General features: G+C 55.2%; 16 protein-coding genes, 1 riboswitch and 1 other annotated feature. Of the genes, 3 read left to right on the top strand and 13 right to left on the bottom strand.

All coding sequences use genetic code 11. The features are described from left to right. Positions 1–29: 29 nt before the first annotated feature. From AC1DF0_RS26985 to AC1DF0_RS26940, 10 genes are all read right to left on the bottom strand, one after another. Complete coding sequence (locus tag AC1DF0_RS26985) at positions 30–1,736, bottom strand: glutamine--tRNA ligase/YqeY domain fusion protein (RefSeq protein WP_477576390.1); 1,707 nt, start codon at positions 1,734–1,736, stop codon at positions 30–32. 95 nt (positions 1,737–1,831) lie between these two features. Beyond that, positions 1,832–2,090 (bottom strand) — a binding site (T-box leader). 58 nt (positions 2,091–2,148) lie between these two features. Beyond that, the gene (locus AC1DF0_RS26980) at positions 2,149–2,919 is read right to left on the bottom strand and encodes a glucosaminidase domain-containing protein (protein ID WP_477576388.1); all 771 of its coding nucleotides are present in this window, start codon (positions 2,917–2,919) and stop codon (positions 2,149–2,151) included. Between the two features lie 200 nt (positions 2,920–3,119). Beyond that, positions 3,120–3,947: a TatD family hydrolase gene (locus AC1DF0_RS26975; protein ID WP_477576386.1), complete on the bottom strand. Its 828-nt coding sequence runs from the start codon at positions 3,945–3,947 to the stop codon at positions 3,120–3,122. Beyond that, entirely contained in the window at positions 3,931–4,794 is an 864-nt protein-coding gene (locus AC1DF0_RS26970; RefSeq protein ID WP_442051615.1) for an ABC transporter ATP-binding protein, read from the bottom strand. The genes AC1DF0_RS26975 and AC1DF0_RS26970 overlap by 17 nt, the downstream gene beginning before the upstream one ends. Before the next feature lie 2 nt (positions 4,795–4,796). Continuing rightward, the gene (locus AC1DF0_RS26965; RefSeq protein ID WP_442051614.1) at positions 4,797–5,579 is read right to left on the bottom strand and encodes an ABC transporter permease; all 783 of its coding nucleotides are present in this window, start codon (positions 5,577–5,579) and stop codon (positions 4,797–4,799) included. Continuing rightward, positions 5,569–5,871, bottom strand: coding sequence for a thiamine-binding protein (locus AC1DF0_RS26960; RefSeq protein ID WP_442051613.1), 303 nt, complete (start codon positions 5,869–5,871; stop codon positions 5,569–5,571). The genes AC1DF0_RS26965 and AC1DF0_RS26960 overlap by 11 nt, the downstream gene beginning before the upstream one ends. 28 nt (positions 5,872–5,899) lie before the next feature. Next, positions 5,900–6,946: an ABC transporter substrate-binding protein gene (locus AC1DF0_RS26955; RefSeq protein ID WP_477576383.1), complete on the bottom strand. Its 1,047-nt coding sequence runs from the start codon at positions 6,944–6,946 to the stop codon at positions 5,900–5,902. 222 nt (positions 6,947–7,168) lie between these two features. Continuing rightward, positions 7,169–7,284, bottom strand: a riboswitch (TPP riboswitch). 73 nt (positions 7,285–7,357) lie between these two features. Next, the gene (locus AC1DF0_RS26950) at positions 7,358–8,470 is read right to left on the bottom strand and encodes a GerAB/ArcD/ProY family transporter (RefSeq protein ID WP_477576381.1); all 1,113 of its coding nucleotides are present in this window, start codon (positions 8,468–8,470) and stop codon (positions 7,358–7,360) included. A 16-nt stretch (positions 8,471–8,486) separates the two neighbouring features. After that, the gene (locus tag AC1DF0_RS26945) at positions 8,487–9,707 is read right to left on the bottom strand and encodes a Ger(x)C family spore germination protein (protein ID WP_477576379.1); all 1,221 of its coding nucleotides are present in this window, start codon (positions 9,705–9,707) and stop codon (positions 8,487–8,489) included. A 17-nt stretch (positions 9,708–9,724) separates the two neighbouring features. Next, positions 9,725–11,272, bottom strand: a complete 1,548-nt coding sequence (locus AC1DF0_RS26940) for a spore germination protein (RefSeq protein WP_442051609.1) — start codon at positions 11,270–11,272, stop codon at positions 9,725–9,727. A gap of 289 nt (positions 11,273–11,561) precedes the next feature. Here AC1DF0_RS26940 and AC1DF0_RS26935 point away from each other — a divergent pair, with 289 nt between their 5' ends. Together AC1DF0_RS26935 and AC1DF0_RS26930 are read left to right on the top strand one after the other, a co-directional pair. Next, positions 11,562–12,827, top strand: coding sequence for a DNA polymerase IV (locus tag AC1DF0_RS26935; RefSeq protein ID WP_442051608.1), 1,266 nt, complete (start codon positions 11,562–11,564; stop codon positions 12,825–12,827). Continuing rightward, complete coding sequence (locus AC1DF0_RS26930) at positions 12,824–13,150, top strand: YolD-like family protein (protein ID WP_477576378.1); 327 nt, start codon at positions 12,824–12,826, stop codon at positions 13,148–13,150. Before AC1DF0_RS26935 ends, AC1DF0_RS26930 begins: the two co-directional genes overlap by 4 nt. On the opposite strand, the gene AC1DF0_RS26925 is transcribed toward AC1DF0_RS26930, so the two are convergent. Beyond that, a complete protein-coding gene (locus tag AC1DF0_RS26925) occupies positions 13,147–14,475 on the bottom strand; it encodes a DUF2515 domain-containing protein (RefSeq protein ID WP_477576376.1) in 1,329 nt (442 codons plus the stop codon). The genes AC1DF0_RS26930 and AC1DF0_RS26925 overlap by 4 nt on opposite strands. Positions 14,476–14,640: 165 nt before the next feature. Here AC1DF0_RS26925 and AC1DF0_RS26920 point away from each other — a divergent pair, with 165 nt between their 5' ends. Further along, a complete protein-coding gene (locus AC1DF0_RS26920) occupies positions 14,641–15,339 on the top strand; it encodes an SOS response-associated peptidase (protein ID WP_442051605.1) in 699 nt (232 codons plus the stop codon). Between the two features lie 233 nt (positions 15,340–15,572). Here AC1DF0_RS26920 and AC1DF0_RS26915 read toward each other — a convergent pair whose 3' ends face one another. Then, positions 15,573–15,860, bottom strand: a complete 288-nt coding sequence (locus AC1DF0_RS26915) for a stage VI sporulation protein F (protein ID WP_442051604.1) — start codon at positions 15,858–15,860, stop codon at positions 15,573–15,575. Positions 15,861–15,925: 65 nt separating this feature from the next. Then, complete coding sequence (gene recG, locus AC1DF0_RS26910; RefSeq protein WP_477576373.1) at positions 15,926–18,001, bottom strand: ATP-dependent DNA helicase RecG; 2,076 nt, start codon at positions 17,999–18,001, stop codon at positions 15,926–15,928. Between the last annotated feature and the right edge of the window lies 1 nt (position 18,002).

Genomic DNA, 18,002 nt, shown 5'->3' with positions numbered 1-18,002 from the left:
AATCAGCAGCCTTCGCACATCTTAACCGATCAATTCTTTTTATTCCAGCTATCCTTAAGCGGTACGATGCGGTTGAATACAAGTCTATCGGCAGTTGTATGCTTGTTATCCAAGCAGAAATAGCCATGACGGAAAAACTGCAGCCTCCGCTCCAAAATTTCGGCTCCATGTTCCGCCTCCGCCACATACGGCTCGATCCGAGCATCCCTGACGACGATTAGCGAATCCGGACTAACGCGCTCCGTCCAATCCCCGTTAGTCGGCGTATCCTTTTCCGAATCCTCTAGCAGCAGCTTATCGTACAAATGAACGTCGGCCTTCAAGGCGTGATCCGCCGACACCCAGTGAATCGTCCCCTTCACCTTGCGCCCGTTAAATCCTGTACCGCTCTTCGTCGTATGATCATAGGTGCAGCGAAGCTCAATAACCTCTCCGGTAACCGAATCCTTAATCACTCCCTCGCAGCGAATAAAATAAGCGCCCTTCAATCGAACCTCGGCATTCGGAGTTAGTCGATGAAAGCCCTTCGGCGGATTTTCCTCGAAGTCGTCTCTTTCGATATAGATCGTTTTGCCAAAAGGAACTTCCCGCTTCCCAAGCTCCTCATTCTCGCTGTTATTCTCGATCATCAATAGCTCGGTTTCATCGTCTGGATAATTCGTTATGACGACTTTGAGCGGATTAAGCACCGCCATGACACTAACTGTCGATGCCTTCAGCTCCTGTCTTAGACAATGATCGAGCAAGGAAATATGCACCGTGCTTTGCGTACGGATGCTGCCGATCTCCTTGATGAAGCCGCGTATGCTCTCGGGCGTGAATCCTCTCCTTCTTAAACCGCGGAGCGTCGGCAATCTCGGATCGTCCCAGCCGTCTACATAACCGCCCTCGACCAGTTGCCGCAGGAAACGCTTGCTCGTCACGACGCCCGTCAGACTTAGGCGGCCGAACTCCCTTTGCCGCGGCGGACTGTCTATGCCAAGCTCCCTAAGCACCCATTCGTACAAAGGCCGATGATCCTTGAATTCGACGGAGCAGAGCGAATACGTAATGCCTTCGATAGCGTCCTGAATCGGATGCGCGAAGTCGTACATCGGATAGATGCACCATTCGCTTCCCGTTCGGTAATGCTCAGCATGGATGATGCGGTAAATAACAGGGTCGCGCAGATTCATGTTAGGCGAGCCCATATCGATTTTGGCGCGGAGTACTTTGGAAGAGGCCGGAAAAGCACCTTCTTTCATTTTCGCAAAAAGCGTCAGATTCTCTAGAGTGGAGCGCTCTCGAAACGGGCTGTTCTTGCCCGGCTGCGTCAACGTTCCCCGGTATTCCGATACTTCCTCCGGCGTCAGATCGCATACGTATGCACGCCCGCGCTCGATTAGATGAACGGCTGCACGGTAGATTTCCTCGGAGTAATCTGACCCGTAATAGACGTGCTCGCCCGGATCGTAGCCAAGCCACTTGATGTCCTCGATGATCGCGTCCACGTAAGCAATGTCCTCCTTAAGCGGATTCGTATCGTCAAAGCGCAAATGAAACTTGCCGTTGAATTGCCTTGCTATCGTGTCATTCGTCTGAATCGCGTAGGCGCTGCCGATATGAAGATAGCCGTTCGGCTCGGGCGGAAACCGCGTACGCATCTCCCTCGTGAACGGATATTGCTCCAGTTCCTCCGTTATCAGCCTAAATAAAAAGTTGTCGCTTGAATGCTCTTTCTTATTATCCGATTCCATTGTCGGCTCCTCCTTAATGAATAACTGTAACAGCCAAGCTACCGCCAAATGCGCCTAATAAACGCAAAAAAGAACCTCACCTCCAAGACGTTGGTCTTGGGGACGAAGTTCTCGCGGTGCCACCCCAGGTTCATTAACATGTCGCCATATTAACCTCTTCAAGTACGGCATTGCAGGCAATGCTTATACTCTAGCTCTGTAACGGGAGCTCCCGTCATGCCATCCTCGCCCGGGGGCGATTCCGACATGCCGCTCAGAGGCTTGGTTCAGGGAAACGTCGTTCGCCCCCTCTCAGCTGCCGAGGGCTCTCTGTGCAACAACCTATTCCCTTACTCTTCTCGTCATCGCGTTTCAATGTTGCCTATAGAATACCAAAAGAGCAACCTCGATGTAAACCGGCGAATCTTCTACTTTAGTCGATCGATGCTACTCGCGCCATAGCGTCCCAACTGGCCGCAAGTCCAAGCTGGTCTGCCAGAACGCGCAGCTTGACGTAGCCCTTTGCATTAGACAGTACGGACTCGATTGCAACCCCGTTCACCGTAACCTGCTTTCCGTTCCAGTCAATGACCGCTCCAAGCCGCTCGCCAACCAGTCTAGCAGGCACCCAGGTAGCGCCATGAACCAAGTAACCATCCGACACCGCTTGCCCGCCATGCACAACCGCCACGATTTCAGCGTCTTTGAACTTCTCCGGCTTAACGGGAGGTTTGCCCATTAGATCGTACTTCATGAGCGAGTACTGCTTAATAATTGCCATTAGCTTGAGCGGATAATTCGGATCCGTCGCATAACCGCAAGCGAGCAGCATCTGAGCTTGGCGCTCAGGCGTTTCCGCCTTCCGAACGCGGTCGTAACGCGGCGTTGCAAGCAGCAGATCGAGATCCTTATAGAAGTGATATAAGCTTGTGTAAGCGCGGAACGCCGCCTTCGTGTTGACATTGCGGCCATCGACATACTCCCACGTCCCCTTCACCACTGCTTCGCCATGCCAGTAAGCATTCGTCTGCCCGCTGCCGACCTTAATGCCGCTCAGATTGTTCCAAGGGTGAATAACACCGCCTGTTTCGAGCAAATTTTGGGCTAACCGTACGGAAGGAAACATCGTCGAGCCTTCCCCTCTTACCCGAATSACGGTTGGAGCAAGTGCCGCAAAAAACTGTTCTCTAGTCAAAGCTGCCATCTTAGAACTCTCCCTTCTCTCAACCCTAATGCTATCTTTGTATGCGGTAGAGTAGAACGGCGCAACGGACAAAATGGCATGAATCGGCAAGGGCATTAAAGGCGATAGACAGCAATTAACGCCTCTGCTGTCCTCAGGCGAAACCAAAAACAAACTGGCGTCGCATCATGCGCAAACGCCAGCTTGTTGTCGTATTCCCGCTATATTCCGTACAGCCGTTTCGTATTTTGCAATAAAGCAGTACGCACAAGCTCCACCGGTTGCTGCTTAATGGCCGCAATATGTACCGCGACATCCTGCGACATGGCAGGCTCGGTCCTTCGCCCCTCATACGGTCCTTCGAACGGCCATGGCCCATCCGTCTCGGCCATCAGCAAGTGAAGCGGATATTGCTCCGCCAGCACCCTAATTTCCGCTTCGTAGGCGATATCCGGCGTCATCGACACGAAGTAGCCTGCGGCGATCATTCGCCGCACGGTTGCTTCGCTTCCCTTGAACCAATGGAAGTGCGCGCTCCGTACGCCGCTCCGCTCAAGTATGTCGCAAGCCTTGTCCGCGTCCTCATAGACGGCGTGCAGCACAATCGGCCGCTCCAGTTCCGCGGCAAGCGCTGCGAACCGTTCGAGCAGCGCGAGGTAAGGCGCTTCGTCGAACGACTGCCCCGCAGCCTCCGCTTCCGTTCTCGTATAATACGGCAATCCGACCTCGCCGATTGCGAAGCTCTCGCCTTCCGCATGACGCGCTCTAATCCAAGCGAACAGTTCATCCAGCTCACCAGGAGACGGTATCGGCTGCTCCGGGTGGAAGCCATATGCGGGATGAACGCGATTCGGCAGGTGCGCTAGCGCCAACTCTCGATTGACAATCGAGGATTGCAAGTGCATCGACACGGCTACGACAGCAGCCGCACCCGCATCAAACGCCCGCTCCAGCATCGCTTCCCGTTCCGCTGCTTCATAATGATCGACATGGATATGAGCATCGATCCACGTCCCTGCTGCTGTTTCCCCGTTAACGGCGTTTGGCATATTCCGCTTCCCCCTTCTCTCCCGCTCCTGCCTGAAGCAGCTCATAGATCCGCTGCTTTAGGTCAATAAACGCAGGCTCCGACCACATCGCTTCGCTGCGCGGCCTTGCCAGCGGCACGTCGAATTGCTCGAGCACAACTGCAGGCGAGGACGACAGCACGATAACCCGATCGGATAAGAACAACGCCTCATCGATGCTGTGCGTGACAAGCAGCACCGACCTGCGGTTCTCCTCCCAGATCGACAACAGCCACTTCTGCATCTGCAGCCGCGTCAGCGCATCGAGCGAACCGAACGGCTCATCAAGCAGCATGAGCCGCTGCGGCGACAACAGCGCCCGCAAGAAGGATACGCGCTGCTGCATGCCCCCCGAGAGAACATGCGGATAACTCTTTGCATATTCCTCAAGCCCGATGCGGCGCAGCCACTCCTCCGTGCTGCGCTTCGCTTCCTTGCGCTCCATGCCAGCGATCGTCAGCGACAGTTCAATATTGCCGGCTACCGTCTGCCACGGCAGCAGCGACGATTGCTGGGGCATATACGAGATATGCCCCGTCTGTCCCGTCGCCTGCTGGCCATCGATCCATATCTCGCCGCTAGTCGGACGCTCCAAGCCGCCGATGACCTGGAACAGCGTCGACTTGCCGCTTCCTGACGGCCCGACGATGGAGACGAATTCCCCTTCGCCGACCGTCAGCGACAGCCCTCCGAGCACTTCCTTCACGGCTGTTCCTTTGCCGAAGCTTTTGCTGACCGATTTAACCTCCAGCGCTTTGGCAACAGCTCCAGCCGCTCCAGCACCTGCAGCCATCGTCGTTCGTCGCTCTTGATCTGTTATATCGCTCATTGCTAGTTTCCCTCCTTCTTGGCAGGACGCCAGCGCAAGAGCAGCTTCTCGGCCAGCGTCATCAAGCCGAACAGCGACAGGCTAAGCGCCACGATGATGAATACCGACGCGAATACCCGCTCCGGCATGAACCCTTTGGCCGACAGCTGCATGAAGTAGCCCAGTCCCTTATTCGTACCCAGCCACTCCGCGACAATCGCGCTAAGTACGCTATAGGATGCCGCAAGCTTAAGTCCCGAGAACAGATGAATGACGGCATGGGGCAGCTCCAGCTTCCAGAACAGCTGCCACTTGCCTGTGCCGATCATTTGCAAATAATTGCGCAATTGCGGATCTGTATTCGTGAGGCCGCTAAGCATGGCTACCGAGATTGGGAAGAAGCATACCATCATAACGAGCAGTACCTTCGGCAGCAGCGTGTAGCCGAGCCACATCGTAAGCAGCGGGCCGATCACGACGATCGGAACGTTCTGCGAAACGACGAGGAGCGGGTAGACTGCGGTACGCAAACCCGGAATTAGATGCAGCAAAGCGGCGAGCAAGAAACCCGCCGCCGATCCGCCTGCAAATCCGAGCAGCGTAAGCCGCAGCGTCGCACCGGTATGTTCCGCTAACCGCGGCCATACGTTCGCCGAGGCCGCCTCCTGTACGATCGATAATGGGCTGGGAAGCAGCCATTGATCGACCTGTCCCCACATCGTCACCGCCTGCCAGCAAGCCAGCAGTACAGCGATAACGATTACCGGCGGCCATACCTTTGCCCATACGCCCGACTTATTGCCCATCTGGATATTTCTCCAGCAATCTGCCCATCGAAGCGCCGTTTGCCGGATTATAGTAGATTTTCACTTGCGAAATGACGGACGGACAGCCCATCTCTGCCATCGCTTCGCTCATCTGCTGCACAACCCCTAGCAAAGAGCTCAGCTCGCCTTCCATTGTCGTCTCCAGCGGAGCTACCCTGTAGGGCACGCCCGCTGCCTTAATGATGTCAATCGCCCGATCGACGTACGGAATGACGCTTTCTCCGCCCGGCGTCGTCGGCAATATTTGTATGCTTACCAGTGCATTAGCCATTCGTTTCCCCTGCTTTCGTCAGTATGAATTATTTCTTAGGCAAAAAGTCGTTCGTAAACGCTTTGTCCGCCTCAAGCTCCTTCTCCAGCAGCTTGTGGTCGAACATCCAGTTCGCATAATTTTCCCATACGCTCAGCTTCTGCTCGCCCCATTGCGCGGCATCGTCCTGGTATTTCGGACTCAGCCACTTTTGGCTCGCGCGAACGAGCTCGGCATTCAGATCCGGCTCTGCCTGAATTAATACTTCGGCAGCATCCTCCGGATTGTCGATTGCATATTGGTAGCCTGCAGCCGCGCCCGCAACGAACGCCTTAACGAGTTCCGGATCCTCGGCGATCAGCTTCTCGCTTGTCGCAAGCACCGGTGTATAATAGTCCAGCTTGTCGCTATAATCGGTCAAATATACCATATTGATTTTCTCGCCGCGCAGCTCGGCCTCGACGCCCGTCCACGCGTAATAAATCCAAGCGAAGTCGATATCGCGCTTAACAGCCGTGAAGAAATCGCCGTCGCCGATGCTCATAATATTAACCTTCTTCACATCCGCTTGCTCCTCTTGCATGAGTGAATCAATGACCGCTTCCTCAAGCGGAGCGCCCCAGCCGCCGTATGTTTTGCCTTCGAACTTCTTCGGCGAATCGATGCCTTTATCGACAGGCGAAGCGAAGCCCGACGTGTTATGCTGAATGACTGCCGCGAGCGATACGAGCGGTACGCCCGCGATACGAGCCATGGTGATCGACTCCTGATAGCTGACGCCGAATTGTACGTTGCCGGAAGCGACCATTTGGTCAGCGCCGCTCTCGCCCGGCTGAATAATTTCAACGTCAAGCCCCTGCTCCTTGAAGAACCCTTTATCCCGAGCCACATACAGCCCCGTATGATTCGTGTTCGGCGTCCAGTCGAGCACGACCTGTACTTTCGTCAGCGGCTTATCCGCGCCGCTCCCTTCATTCTCTCCCGCGTTGCCGCTCTCCGGCTTATTGCTGTTCGCGCCGCAGCCTGCAAGTACGATAACGAGCGCCATTAACAGCGCCGTAAGCCTCCAAGTCATTCGTCCAGTTTGTTTCTTCATCCTGCTGTCTCCCTCTCCCTGTATCTCTTTATTTTGTCGAAACGAAACGAATCGAAAGGATATCTTGTCTGTGTCCGGTTGGTTGCCCCCGTGCGATCGGCCGCTGCCGCATGCAAAAAAGCGTCCTCCCGTATGGAAGGACGCCTGAAATTCGGCTGCGCCTATGCACGCTGCTTCGGCATGACGTTAGAAGCACGATCTAACGGTCGTCCCTTGCATGAAACGCGCAAAGCTTATCTTCCCTACGCTGGCATTATCCAGATCAGGTTTATAGGGTCGGGATTGCATATACATAAATCCCCTCTCAGCCGGCCTAACCAGCTCCCCGGAACATATTCGGTTTCGTCAATATGCCTATTATAGCAAATCCCGACTAAATAGCTATCTTTTTTTGAAGCTAGAAGGTCGGCATTAACCCGTTTGCCCTGCGTCGGAATGCTGCTGCGCCGCCTTCTTGTACCGTTTGCGCACACCGACGATCAGCAGAAGCAGCGGCAGCACGATTTGGAATAACGGAACGATTTTCAACGTCACATCGAACCCTAGCCATATATGATACGTATTATTCGGTTCCAGAAACGATGCAGCGTAGATGACCATCCCGACTGGCCAGACCAAATGACGGTAAGCCGCCCCCGTCACTTCCTTAAGCGTAAGGACCGCCGCCAAGTATAGTGCCGTCATTTTTACATAGAGTCCGATGTATAGCAGCAGCGTAACGATAACGTCCAGCCGCTCGAGGAAATTCGCCAACCGAATCAATTGAACCGCCTGCAGAAGCGGCAGCGCCGTAACCTCAGACAAGGAGAGGCCCAGTACGCTCATCACGAGCATATTCATAAAAATCAAAAAGGCAGATACGCCCACTTGCGCCCAGAAGGTGACCTTCCGCAGCACTTGCTTCTCCTTCAAATATTTCCAATAGACAAGAAAAATGACCATTTGCCCAAAAGGAAACGAAACCAGATCCGGAAACGCCGCCTTCGCAATCGGGCCTATCCCGTTCTCCATCAGCGGCAGCAACTGGTGAATATCAGGCAGCTTCGCGATAAACAACAGCAAAATAATAAACAAATAGCTGATCCCCGCAATCGGGAACAGCAGCTGTGTAACACGCACGAACACTTCAAGCCCCTTGCTGACCGTGTACGCAGCGACAAACAGAATGAGCAGCATAATCATCCATTTGGGCGTCACGGTCAAGAGTGCCATATTCGTCAGTTCCCCTACGTCTCGCACATTACGCATCGATTCATAGGCGAACCATAGCGCATAGACAAGTCCAACCGCTCCGCCGAGCCATTTGCCAAAATGCATCAAGATCAGCTCGCCGAGTCCCGCTTCGGGCGCGCGCTTCTGCACCGTCACATAAACAACGGTCAACAGCAATCCGATGACCGCAGCCATCGTCATCGCAAGCCATGAATCGGGCTTCGCTTTGATGCCGAGCTCGAACAGCGGCGTGCTGCCGATTAAGAAAACAATAATCAGAATAGACAACTGTTGTTTGCCGATCTGCTGCATGGCATCTCCTTTCCGTCTATGAACGCGCCTTCTCCTGCAGTTTCTTAAATCCGCCGCCGCTCATGCCCGCTGAATTCACTTTCACCTTTACGTCAATCTTCACTTCCATCTCTGCAAATAAGTCAGGCCAATCCCCCTTCATCTGCTTCCAAGCGTCCGGATGCCTCTGATGAATGATATTACCGAAACCAACCACATCCGCCTTATATCCCACAACAGCTTTCCAACCGTTTTCCATCGTCGCTTTGATTGTCTCGGCTATCACTTGCGCGGTCTGGTCTACTTCTTTCGGCTTATTCATGTCGCCGCTGCAGTTGTACTCGAGCAGCGTGCCTTCCGCTTTTGTCTCAATATGCATCGTCCACTTGCTGCCGGAACGTTGCGGGCGAAGCTTCGTTTTCGCCTTCGTAATACGAATGGAGGAGACTTTGCCCTCCTTTCCGTCATCCGGACAGCCGAACGCTACCGTCGTCTTCTTGATCTGATTTTTGATCCACATCAGACCTGAGCTTTCTTCCTTCGTAATCCAGCCTACGAGCTTATCGCCGGAGACGATGCCCAGATCCATCAGCCTCACCTTGGAGGACGTATTCGTTCGGCTAAGCTTGTCTACCTGGTCTAGACTTTCTCCCGTTCCGGAGATCGCCAGACTCGGTATGCCAACAACCTGTGCCCCGCCAAGCAAATCCTTAAGCACCTTATGCATCGTCGTTTCCTGGAAGGTCGAGCCGTTCAACTGCTCATTGAAGATCATCTGCTGAATGGCGGCCCCAGGTATTTTCTCCAATGGAATGAGCTGCTCCAGTACGCGGCGCGCGTTGCCCTTCGTCAGAAATACGCTGACCGTCTCGCGCGAATCGGGATTTCGGAGATAGGCTTCCGCAAGCGCGGATATGCCTTTGCGCGCTGCATCCTGTCCAATAATAACGACTTGGTTGTGAGCGAAAAAAAGCCGTCTCGGCGTCTCCAGGCTCGCCTTGCTGATCGCAATCCGAAAGTTGTCCCCTTTGGTGGAGAACACATTAACCGCCGCGTTCGTGCCCGCCGCAGCGCTTTGGCCGGAAATTGCTTGCGGAATGACGACCTGATAGGACAACTGCCACTGCCCATCCTTCCAATCGATGCCCGTTGCCGATACGATCGCGATATCGCTTAACTCAACCTTGCCCCAGCAGCCCGCCAGCGGCAAGCAAATGAGCAGCGCCAGCAGTCCGGATAGCAGCCTCCTTCCGATCACACGCCCCCCTCCTTCCGTTATGGATTGTCTGAATGCCTCTGTGCCGGCGGCTTCCGGCGATTAGGCAGCCGTCGCGGATTGCGCAGCTTAAGATCGAATGGGCGAAATACCATGGCCCACCATGGCAGGCGGATGAATACGTCACGAAATACGGACTGGCTTGCCGACCCCGGCGCCATCGGCGACATATAGGGCACGCCGAACGAGCGCAGCGACACGAGATGAACGAGCATAAGCAGCACGGAGATGAAGATGCCGAAGAAGCCGAACATGCCCGCCATCACCATGAAGATAAACCGGATAATGCGCGATGCCGCGCCCATATTGAACTCTGGCATGACGAAGTTCGAGATCGCCGTGAACGAGACGACGATTACCATCACCGCCGATACAATGCCGGCCTGCACGGCCGATTGCCCAAGCACGAGGGCTCCTACAATCGATATGGCAGGTCCGATGGCCCGCGGCATCCGCAGCCCCGCTTCGCGCAGCACCTCGAACGTCATCTCCATCAGCAGCGCCTCTACGAGTCCTGGAAAAGGGACGCCCTCTCGCTGAGCCGCTATGCTAATAAGCAGCGTCGTCGGCAGCATTTCCTGATGAAAGGTCGTAACGGCAATATATAAGGCCGGCAGCAAGATCGATACAATGAACGCCACATATCGGATCACCCGCACAAGCGTTGCTATATCGAACCGCTGATAATAATCTTCCGGCGATTGGAAGAAGCTGAAGAACGTTATCGGCGCCATCAGAGCAATCGGCGTGCCATCCACCATAATCGCCACTCGTCCTTCCAGCAGGATCGAGGCTACCGTATCGGGACGTTCGGTGTTCAGAATGGTCGGGAACAGCGTGAATGTCTCATCTTGAATAAATTCTTCGATATAGCCGCTCTCCAGCACGCCGTCAATATCGATATCGCCAAGCCTGCGATACACTTCCTTAAGCACGCCTTCGTCGACGACGCCGTTCAAATAAAGCACCGCGACGTCGGTATGCGTTTGGCGGCCGATCTTATGCATCTGCACATGAAGATCGCTTGAGCGGATAATACGCCTAACAAGACTAATATTGGTCCGGATATTTTCGACAAAACCATACTGCGGACCGCGTATGACCGTCTGCGTCTGCGGAATCGTTACGGACCGCTGCTCGCCGCCTGTAACGCTGGCCGTCAGCACCGACGTGCAGCCTTCAGCTACGATCAGGCATAAGCCGTCAGACACCGCCTGCAGCGCTTCCTCCAGCGTGAACATTTCTCCTACGGAGCCAACGGATACAATGCAATCGCGCAAAGCCTCCAGCAGCTTAGTTTCCTTCGTATGCGCATGCTGCGGAAGCTGCATCGACATCAGCGGCTCCATAATGCTAACGTTCACGGTCTCTGCGTCGACGATGCCGTCGATATAGATAAGCGCAAGCTCCCGGCTGGGGGTCGCATCGCTGCGGAACATACGAACGACCAGATCGAAGCTGCCGCCGAAGCGGCTTCGGATCGCATCTGCATTAGCCTGAAGCGACGGACTAAGCGGCGTTCGCGCCTTCTGGGCATTTTTTTTCATAGCGGCATTCGGACACCTTTCCGTTTCCATGTTGCCTCTATTTTGGCGCAAACTGGTTGAATATATGTAAGATCATCCCGTCTCCTTATGATTGTAAATAATAACCATAGCGGAGCCTATAGCATAAGAACGTATGTTCTGTATATAATAAGGCAAGGTGAAACGGCTAACGCCGTACTTTGGCGGCGAGGCGCGTTTCATTCCGGAGAAATATAAGCACAGTATAAGCATCCCATTTTATGCTTTCTTATATTTAAACAAACGTTCTGCACAGTATAGGAGGAACACGATGCCCCGTCAAAGAGTTGTCATGCTGGCGGACTGCCAGTCGTTCTACGCCTCCGTCGAGAAGGCGGAGCATCCCGAATACAAGGATCTCCCGCTCGTCGTCGCCGGCGATCCCGAGCGCCGATCCGGCATTATTCTCGCCGCCTGCCCCCTGGCGAAACAATTCGGCGTCACAACCGCCGAGCGGCTAGGCGACTCGCTCGCCAAATGCCCGAATCTCGTCATCGTAAAGCCCCGCATGAAGCTTTACATTGATACGTCGATGAGAATTACGCAAATTTACGAAAGCTTCACCGATTTGGTCGAGCCGTACTCAATCGATGAGCAGTTTCTCGACGTGACGGGATCGCTGCAGCTGTACGGCCCGCCGGAGAAGCTCGCCGAGCTCATACAGGCGCGCGTACTGGCCGAGACCGGCATCTACACCCGCTTCGGCATCGCCGAGAACAAAATTTTGGCGAAGACCGCCTGCGACAATTATGCCAAGAAGAACGAATCCGGCATCTACACGCTAACCAAGGATTTGCTGGAAGAGACGCTATGGACATTGCCGGTAGGCAAGATGTTCATGGTCGGCAACCGGATGAACGCCCACTTCAATGCGATGGGTATGCCGACCATCGGCCATATCGCGCGAACGCCGCTGGATAAGCTGAAAGCGATGATGCGCCGCAAATTCGGCAAAAACTCGGACATCAACGCCGAGCTGTATTGGCGCATTGCCAGCGGCATCGACGACAGCCCCGTAACGCCCGGCACGCATCAGGTCGCGCCTACGACCGTCGGCCATATGATGACGCTGCCTCGCGATTACGGCAGCCTGGCGGAGATTAAGGTCGTGCTGCTGGAGCTCGTCGAGCTTGTATGCCAGCGCTGCCGCAGCAAGGGCTACATGGGACATGTCGTTTCCGTCGGATGCATGGGCGCCGACTACGACCGTCCGAGCGGCTTCAACCGGCAGATGAAGATGGAGGACCCGACCAATATTACGAACCAAGTATATCGATCCGCCGTGACACTGCTGCAGAAGCATTGGGACGGCCTGCCTGTCCGGAAGGTCGGCGTCAGCCTCTCGCAATTTTCGGCGGATGACGAATACCAGCTCTCTTTGTTCGATCTGCACCGGGAGAAGTTGATCGCGCTGGAGAAGACGACCGACGCTATTAAGCAAAAATACGGCGACGCCAGCATTATACGCGCCGTATCGCACACACCGAGCGGCCAAGCGCGAGACCGCTCCGCCAAAATTGGAGGCCATTACAAATGAGAAAGAAGCTTGAGGGAAACGGACTGTGGGAATCAAGCCGCATGATGCTGCCTGAGCACAAAGCCGAGATTGTCCGGAACAACGAAGCGTTGAAGAGGCGCGTGCGCGCCTCGCTCGATGAACAGGAATGGGAAGCCGTCTCCCGCGCCGTCGCCGAATCGCTGCAGCTGCGGCTGCCGATCACGCTGCGGATGTTCCACCCGCTGGAGGAGCTCATGATTATCGGCATCGTTGATCGGGTCGATTCACTGAAGGGCCGGTTCATGATCGACGGCGAATGGTTCGCGGTCCGGGATATTGAAGGCGTCGCGAGCAGCGACTAAAGCTTTTGCCGCTGCGCCGCAAGCACGGCAAGCTCAATCTTATTCAGGATGAGTCCGTATTCGTTCGTCAGCTCGAACACCGGCGGCAGCGGCAACTTGCGGAAGTAAGGCAGCACTTGATCTGCCGAATGAAACCAATCTCCCTTCTCGGCAGGAGCGACAGGGCGATCCCCCCAAGCTGACGGCAGCTCCGGGCTATACAGCGGCTTCGCGCCCGGCTTCAACGCGCCGCCGATAAGCCGCTCCTTATAGACGCGCTGCGGCGGCAACTGCCGGATGCGGGCATAGAGCTGGGGCGCGAAGTCGGCCCGCGAGCCTGTATGCTTCACGGCGGCAGCGAAGCAGCGCGCGCCGTGGAGAACAGGAGCGATGCCGAACAGCATCGCATAGAGCTGCTTGCCGAATTCAACCCGCTCCTCTACATTCTCGAATCGCTCGATAATGATACCCGCCAGCTGCGTGCCTGCCTCCGTGCTGCAATCCCCGTCGGCAGCTGATTTGCCGCCGCTGCCGTAAGGAAAGACGACGCCGTTCAACTGCAGCACGGACTGCAGACCGAAGAACAGCGTTTGCAGCACCTTTTCTTTGAAATGCTCGTTCTGTATAACGCGCTGTTCGATGTAATGCTGCTCGTTAACGATAAGCGCCACCGTCAAGGGAACCGGATCCCGTTCCTTCCAGAACTGCCGCCATACAGGCGCCATGAACACCGAAACGTCAAACGCCGGCAACAGATGGAATAGGCTTCTCCCTTCCCTCAGGCTGCGCTCGTAGAGCAGCAACTGCGGGTAGGCATCTTGGAAAATAAGCGCATTCGCGCGTTCCAGGAAAGAGAACAGCTCCTCCCGCTGATCGTCCCGAAGCAAATAGGGCAGCCACTCCCCTTGCAGATCCGTCATATTCCAGCCGCCGTTGCGCGAGACGAGATGCGCAAGCAGCGCCCAATGAAGCACTGGCGTGCGAAAATAGACGGTCCGGTACGCCTCGGTCCGCGTTACGTTATTCCGATTGCACTTGTCCGTCTCCGTGCGAATCTGTGAGATGAGCGCCAGTTCCTCATCCGTCCACGATTCGGAAGCATGAAGGGGCGACGTCTCCGCCTCCTCCTCCAGCCTTCTCCACGCAGCCGTCAGCCGGGATATCGCAGCTGGCGACAGCAGGAGCGGAGATGCTTCCGCGATCATCTGCTCCGATACGCTCATTGCTTTCCACTTCCCGACAGCATAAGCGACAGCAGCGCGCGGAAGCGCAAGCAGCCGACCGAGAAACGATTCGCCGCTTCCCCGCTGCTGCCTTCGCCCTCGGAAACTTCCCTGTTTGTCCATACACGCCCCTCCCGATCATCACCTTATAAGACCAGTATCCTCCAAGTCGCAGGCTGCCATACGGAAGCGGGCGTGCAAGTTGGGCATACAGGGGAAGTCATAGTATAATAGAGCCAAATTTACGCTCTGCCTTAAGCGAGCAGCAGCAGACGGAGGTTGGAAGCGATGTGCGGAAGATATACGCTCACAATAACGATAGAAGAGCTAATGGTGCGGTATATGGTAGACGAGACAGGCATTCCGTTCCATCGTCCAAAATATAACGTAGCCCCGAGCCAGCAAGTGCTCGCAGTCATTAACGATGGGAGCGCCAATCGGCTCGGCGAGCTGAAGTGGGGTCTCGTTCCGCCATGGGCCGATGATCCGAAGGTCGGCTTCATGATGATTAACGCGCGAGCAGAGACGGCAGCCGCGAAGGCAGCATTCAAGAAGCCGCTTCGCAGCAAGCGCTGCCTCATTCCCGCGGACGGATTCTATGAGTGGAAGAAGCTAAGCGGCGGCGGCAAGCAGCCGATGCGGATTACGTTGAAGAGCCGTGAGATATTCAGCATGGCGGGTCTCTACGAAACTTGGATCTCTCCCGATGGTGCCAAAATAAACAGCTGTACCATCCTTACGACAGAACCCAATCCGTTAATGGCTCCTATTCACGATCGAATGCCGGTCATTTTAAAGCCAGAGAATGAAGCGTTATGGCTTGATCGCAAGACGCAGGACGTAGAAGCCATTCTGCCGCTCTTGCGCCCATATGACGAGCGCGACATGGTCGCTTACGCCGTCTCTTCCGCTGTAGGCAACGTGCGCAACGACTCCCCCGAATTAATTGAGCAAATGATGGTGGACGAGCAGTTGCGGCTGTTCTAAGCTCGGGCGTACACGCATCATCTAGTTCATAGTAAGGTGGAGCTGAGGACACCTGAGGCCTTAATAATGGGTTTCGCATCATTTGACGGATCATGCGAACACCGATGTCCCTAATGGACTCCAGCCCCTCCTATAGGGGACTCATGAGTCCGCAACGGCACCAACGGCACTGCAATGCAATTTAATGCAAGCTAAGCTTGCCCCACAACAAAAAAAATCGCCGACCGGATAGGTCAGCGAAACATGCCCCAAAGCTTGAGCAAATGAAACGTATTGTTCGGATCAATCTTTTGTCCCAGAACGAAAGCGACGATTTGATCCTCCTGCACATCGGTGAGCGGCTCCTGCAAAATAACGGCAGCAGCCTTCACCAGCCTGCGCACCTTCGGACGTTCCTGCAAATCATATTTCGTTACGTTGCCCAGCAGCTCTCGAATCCGGTCCTTCGTGACCGGATTTTTCAACTTATATTTGACGCGCTCGACCAACTGCGGCTTAATGCCGTACTTTTGGTAACTCACAGTCTAGACACCTCCAACCGACAGTGTTAACGGTTAACTATATGCCGGAATTAAGGAATTATTGCCTAGTCCAATTGCTCCCCTTGAAAAATTTGATCCTTCTGCAGCAGCGCGCGCAACCTTGCATAGGATGTATTGGTCCAAAAATCGTCTTGTCCCGTGATCTCGCCCGCGTCATCGCGCGCCTCTTCCAGCGTCTCGTAATCAGCCACCATATCGGCCAGCTTGAACTCGGGGAGCCCGCTCTGCTTTGTTCCGAAGAAGTCGCCTGGTCCGCGAAGCTCCAGGTCTCGCCGCGATACTTCGAAGCCGTCATCGGTATCCGTCATGACCTTCATCCGCTCGCGTCCGGTCTCCGACTTCGGATCGGCCACGAGAATGCAATGCGACTGATGCTCGCCGCGTCCAACGCGTCCGCGAAGCTGATGGAGCTGCGACAGGCCGAAGCGCTCCGCATCCATAATGACCATTAACGTCGAATTCGGCACGTCGACGCCAACCTCGACGACGGTCGTCGCGACGAGCACCTGCGTCTCGTTCGCACCGAAGGCGCTCATGACGGCATCCTTATCGGCTGCCGTCAGCCGCCCGTGAAGAAGCGCAACCTTATACTGCGGGAACGCTTGCTGCATTTGGATATGCAGATCGATCGCGTTCTGCACGTCAAGCTTCTCCGACTCCTCGATAAGCGGACAAATAATGTACGCTTGGCGCCCTTGATCCACTTCCTTGCGAATGAATTCCAGAACGCGGTCCATCATGCTGTGCTTCACCCAATACGTCTTGATCGGCTTGCGCCCATGAGGGCGATCGCGAAGCGTTGACACGTCCATATCCCCGAACGCCGTAATGGCAAGCGTTCGCGGAATCGGCGTAGCCGTCATCGTCAGCACGTCCGGATTCATCCCCTTGCGCCGCAGCACGCTGCGCTGATTAACGCCGAACCGGTGCTGCTCGTCGGTCACGACAAGTCCAAGACTGCGGAAGAATACGTCGTCTTGAATAAGCGCATGCGTGCCAACCGCGATATCGATCATCCCCATCTGCAAGCCGGCAAGCACATCGCGGCGCTTCCGCTCCGTCAAGCTTCCCGTCAGCAAGCCGACCTCGATCCCCATCCCGCTGAACAGCTTCTGCAGGGAGCGCATATGCTGATCGGCCAATATTTCCGTCGGCACCATGAGCGCGCCTTGATGACCGGTCTTGACCGCTCCATACAGCGCGATAGCAGCAACGACCGTTTTGCCCGAGCCGACATCGCCCTGCAGCAGCCGGTTCATGCTCGATGGACGGCGCATATCCATCAATATTTCGTTGACGACCTTCTTCTGCGCATCGGTGAGCTCGAATGGCAGCGTTGCCGCGAACTGCCGTATCCATTCGCTCTCCACACGCATCGCCAAGCCGTCGCCGCGTTTGCGATTCAGCGCGCGATAAGCTTGCAGCTTGAGCTGGAACAGGAACAGCTCCTCGTACACAAGGCGCCGCCTGGCAGCTTGTCCTTCCTTCGCGTCCTCCGGCAGATGAATATGGCGCACAGCGTCGCGCCTAGCCATAAGCTGATGACGCTGCACCAGCTCATGCGGCAGCACTTCCTCGATCATCGTCTCGTATTGCGTCAGCGCTTGGCGAATCGTCTTTCGCATCCACGGCTGCGTAATGCTGCCGCCTACAGAATAGACGGGCTGAAGCGTACCGCTCTTAGCCGCCTTGCCTCCTGTAGCCGTGCTGCCGCCATCCTGAAACTCCGAATCGGATACCGTCATCTGCAGCCGATGCTGCTCCCATTTGCCCGTCAGCATCACTTCACGCCCAAGCGTAAGCTGCTCCTGCAAGTAATGCCGATTGAACCAGACGGCCGTCACAAGCCATCCGTCAATCTCAATCTTGCAGGTCAGCCGCGACTTCCCTTTTCCGTATCGTTGAAGCAGCGGATTACCGCGGATATGGCCAAGCACAGTCACTTTCTCGCCATCCTTGGCATCTGCCAAATTACGAATGCGATAGTCCTCGTACCGATATGGAAAATAGTCGAGCAGATCGGCGACGGTTTGAATGCCAAAGGCGTGAAGCTCCTGTTCCTTAGGAGCGCTCACGCCTTTAATTTGTTTAACGGAAACTTGATCTAAGCTAATCATCATT

The organism is Paenibacillus sp. 05T425, assembly GCF_056396205.1.
This window is presented reverse-complemented; position numbering and strand designations above follow the sequence as displayed.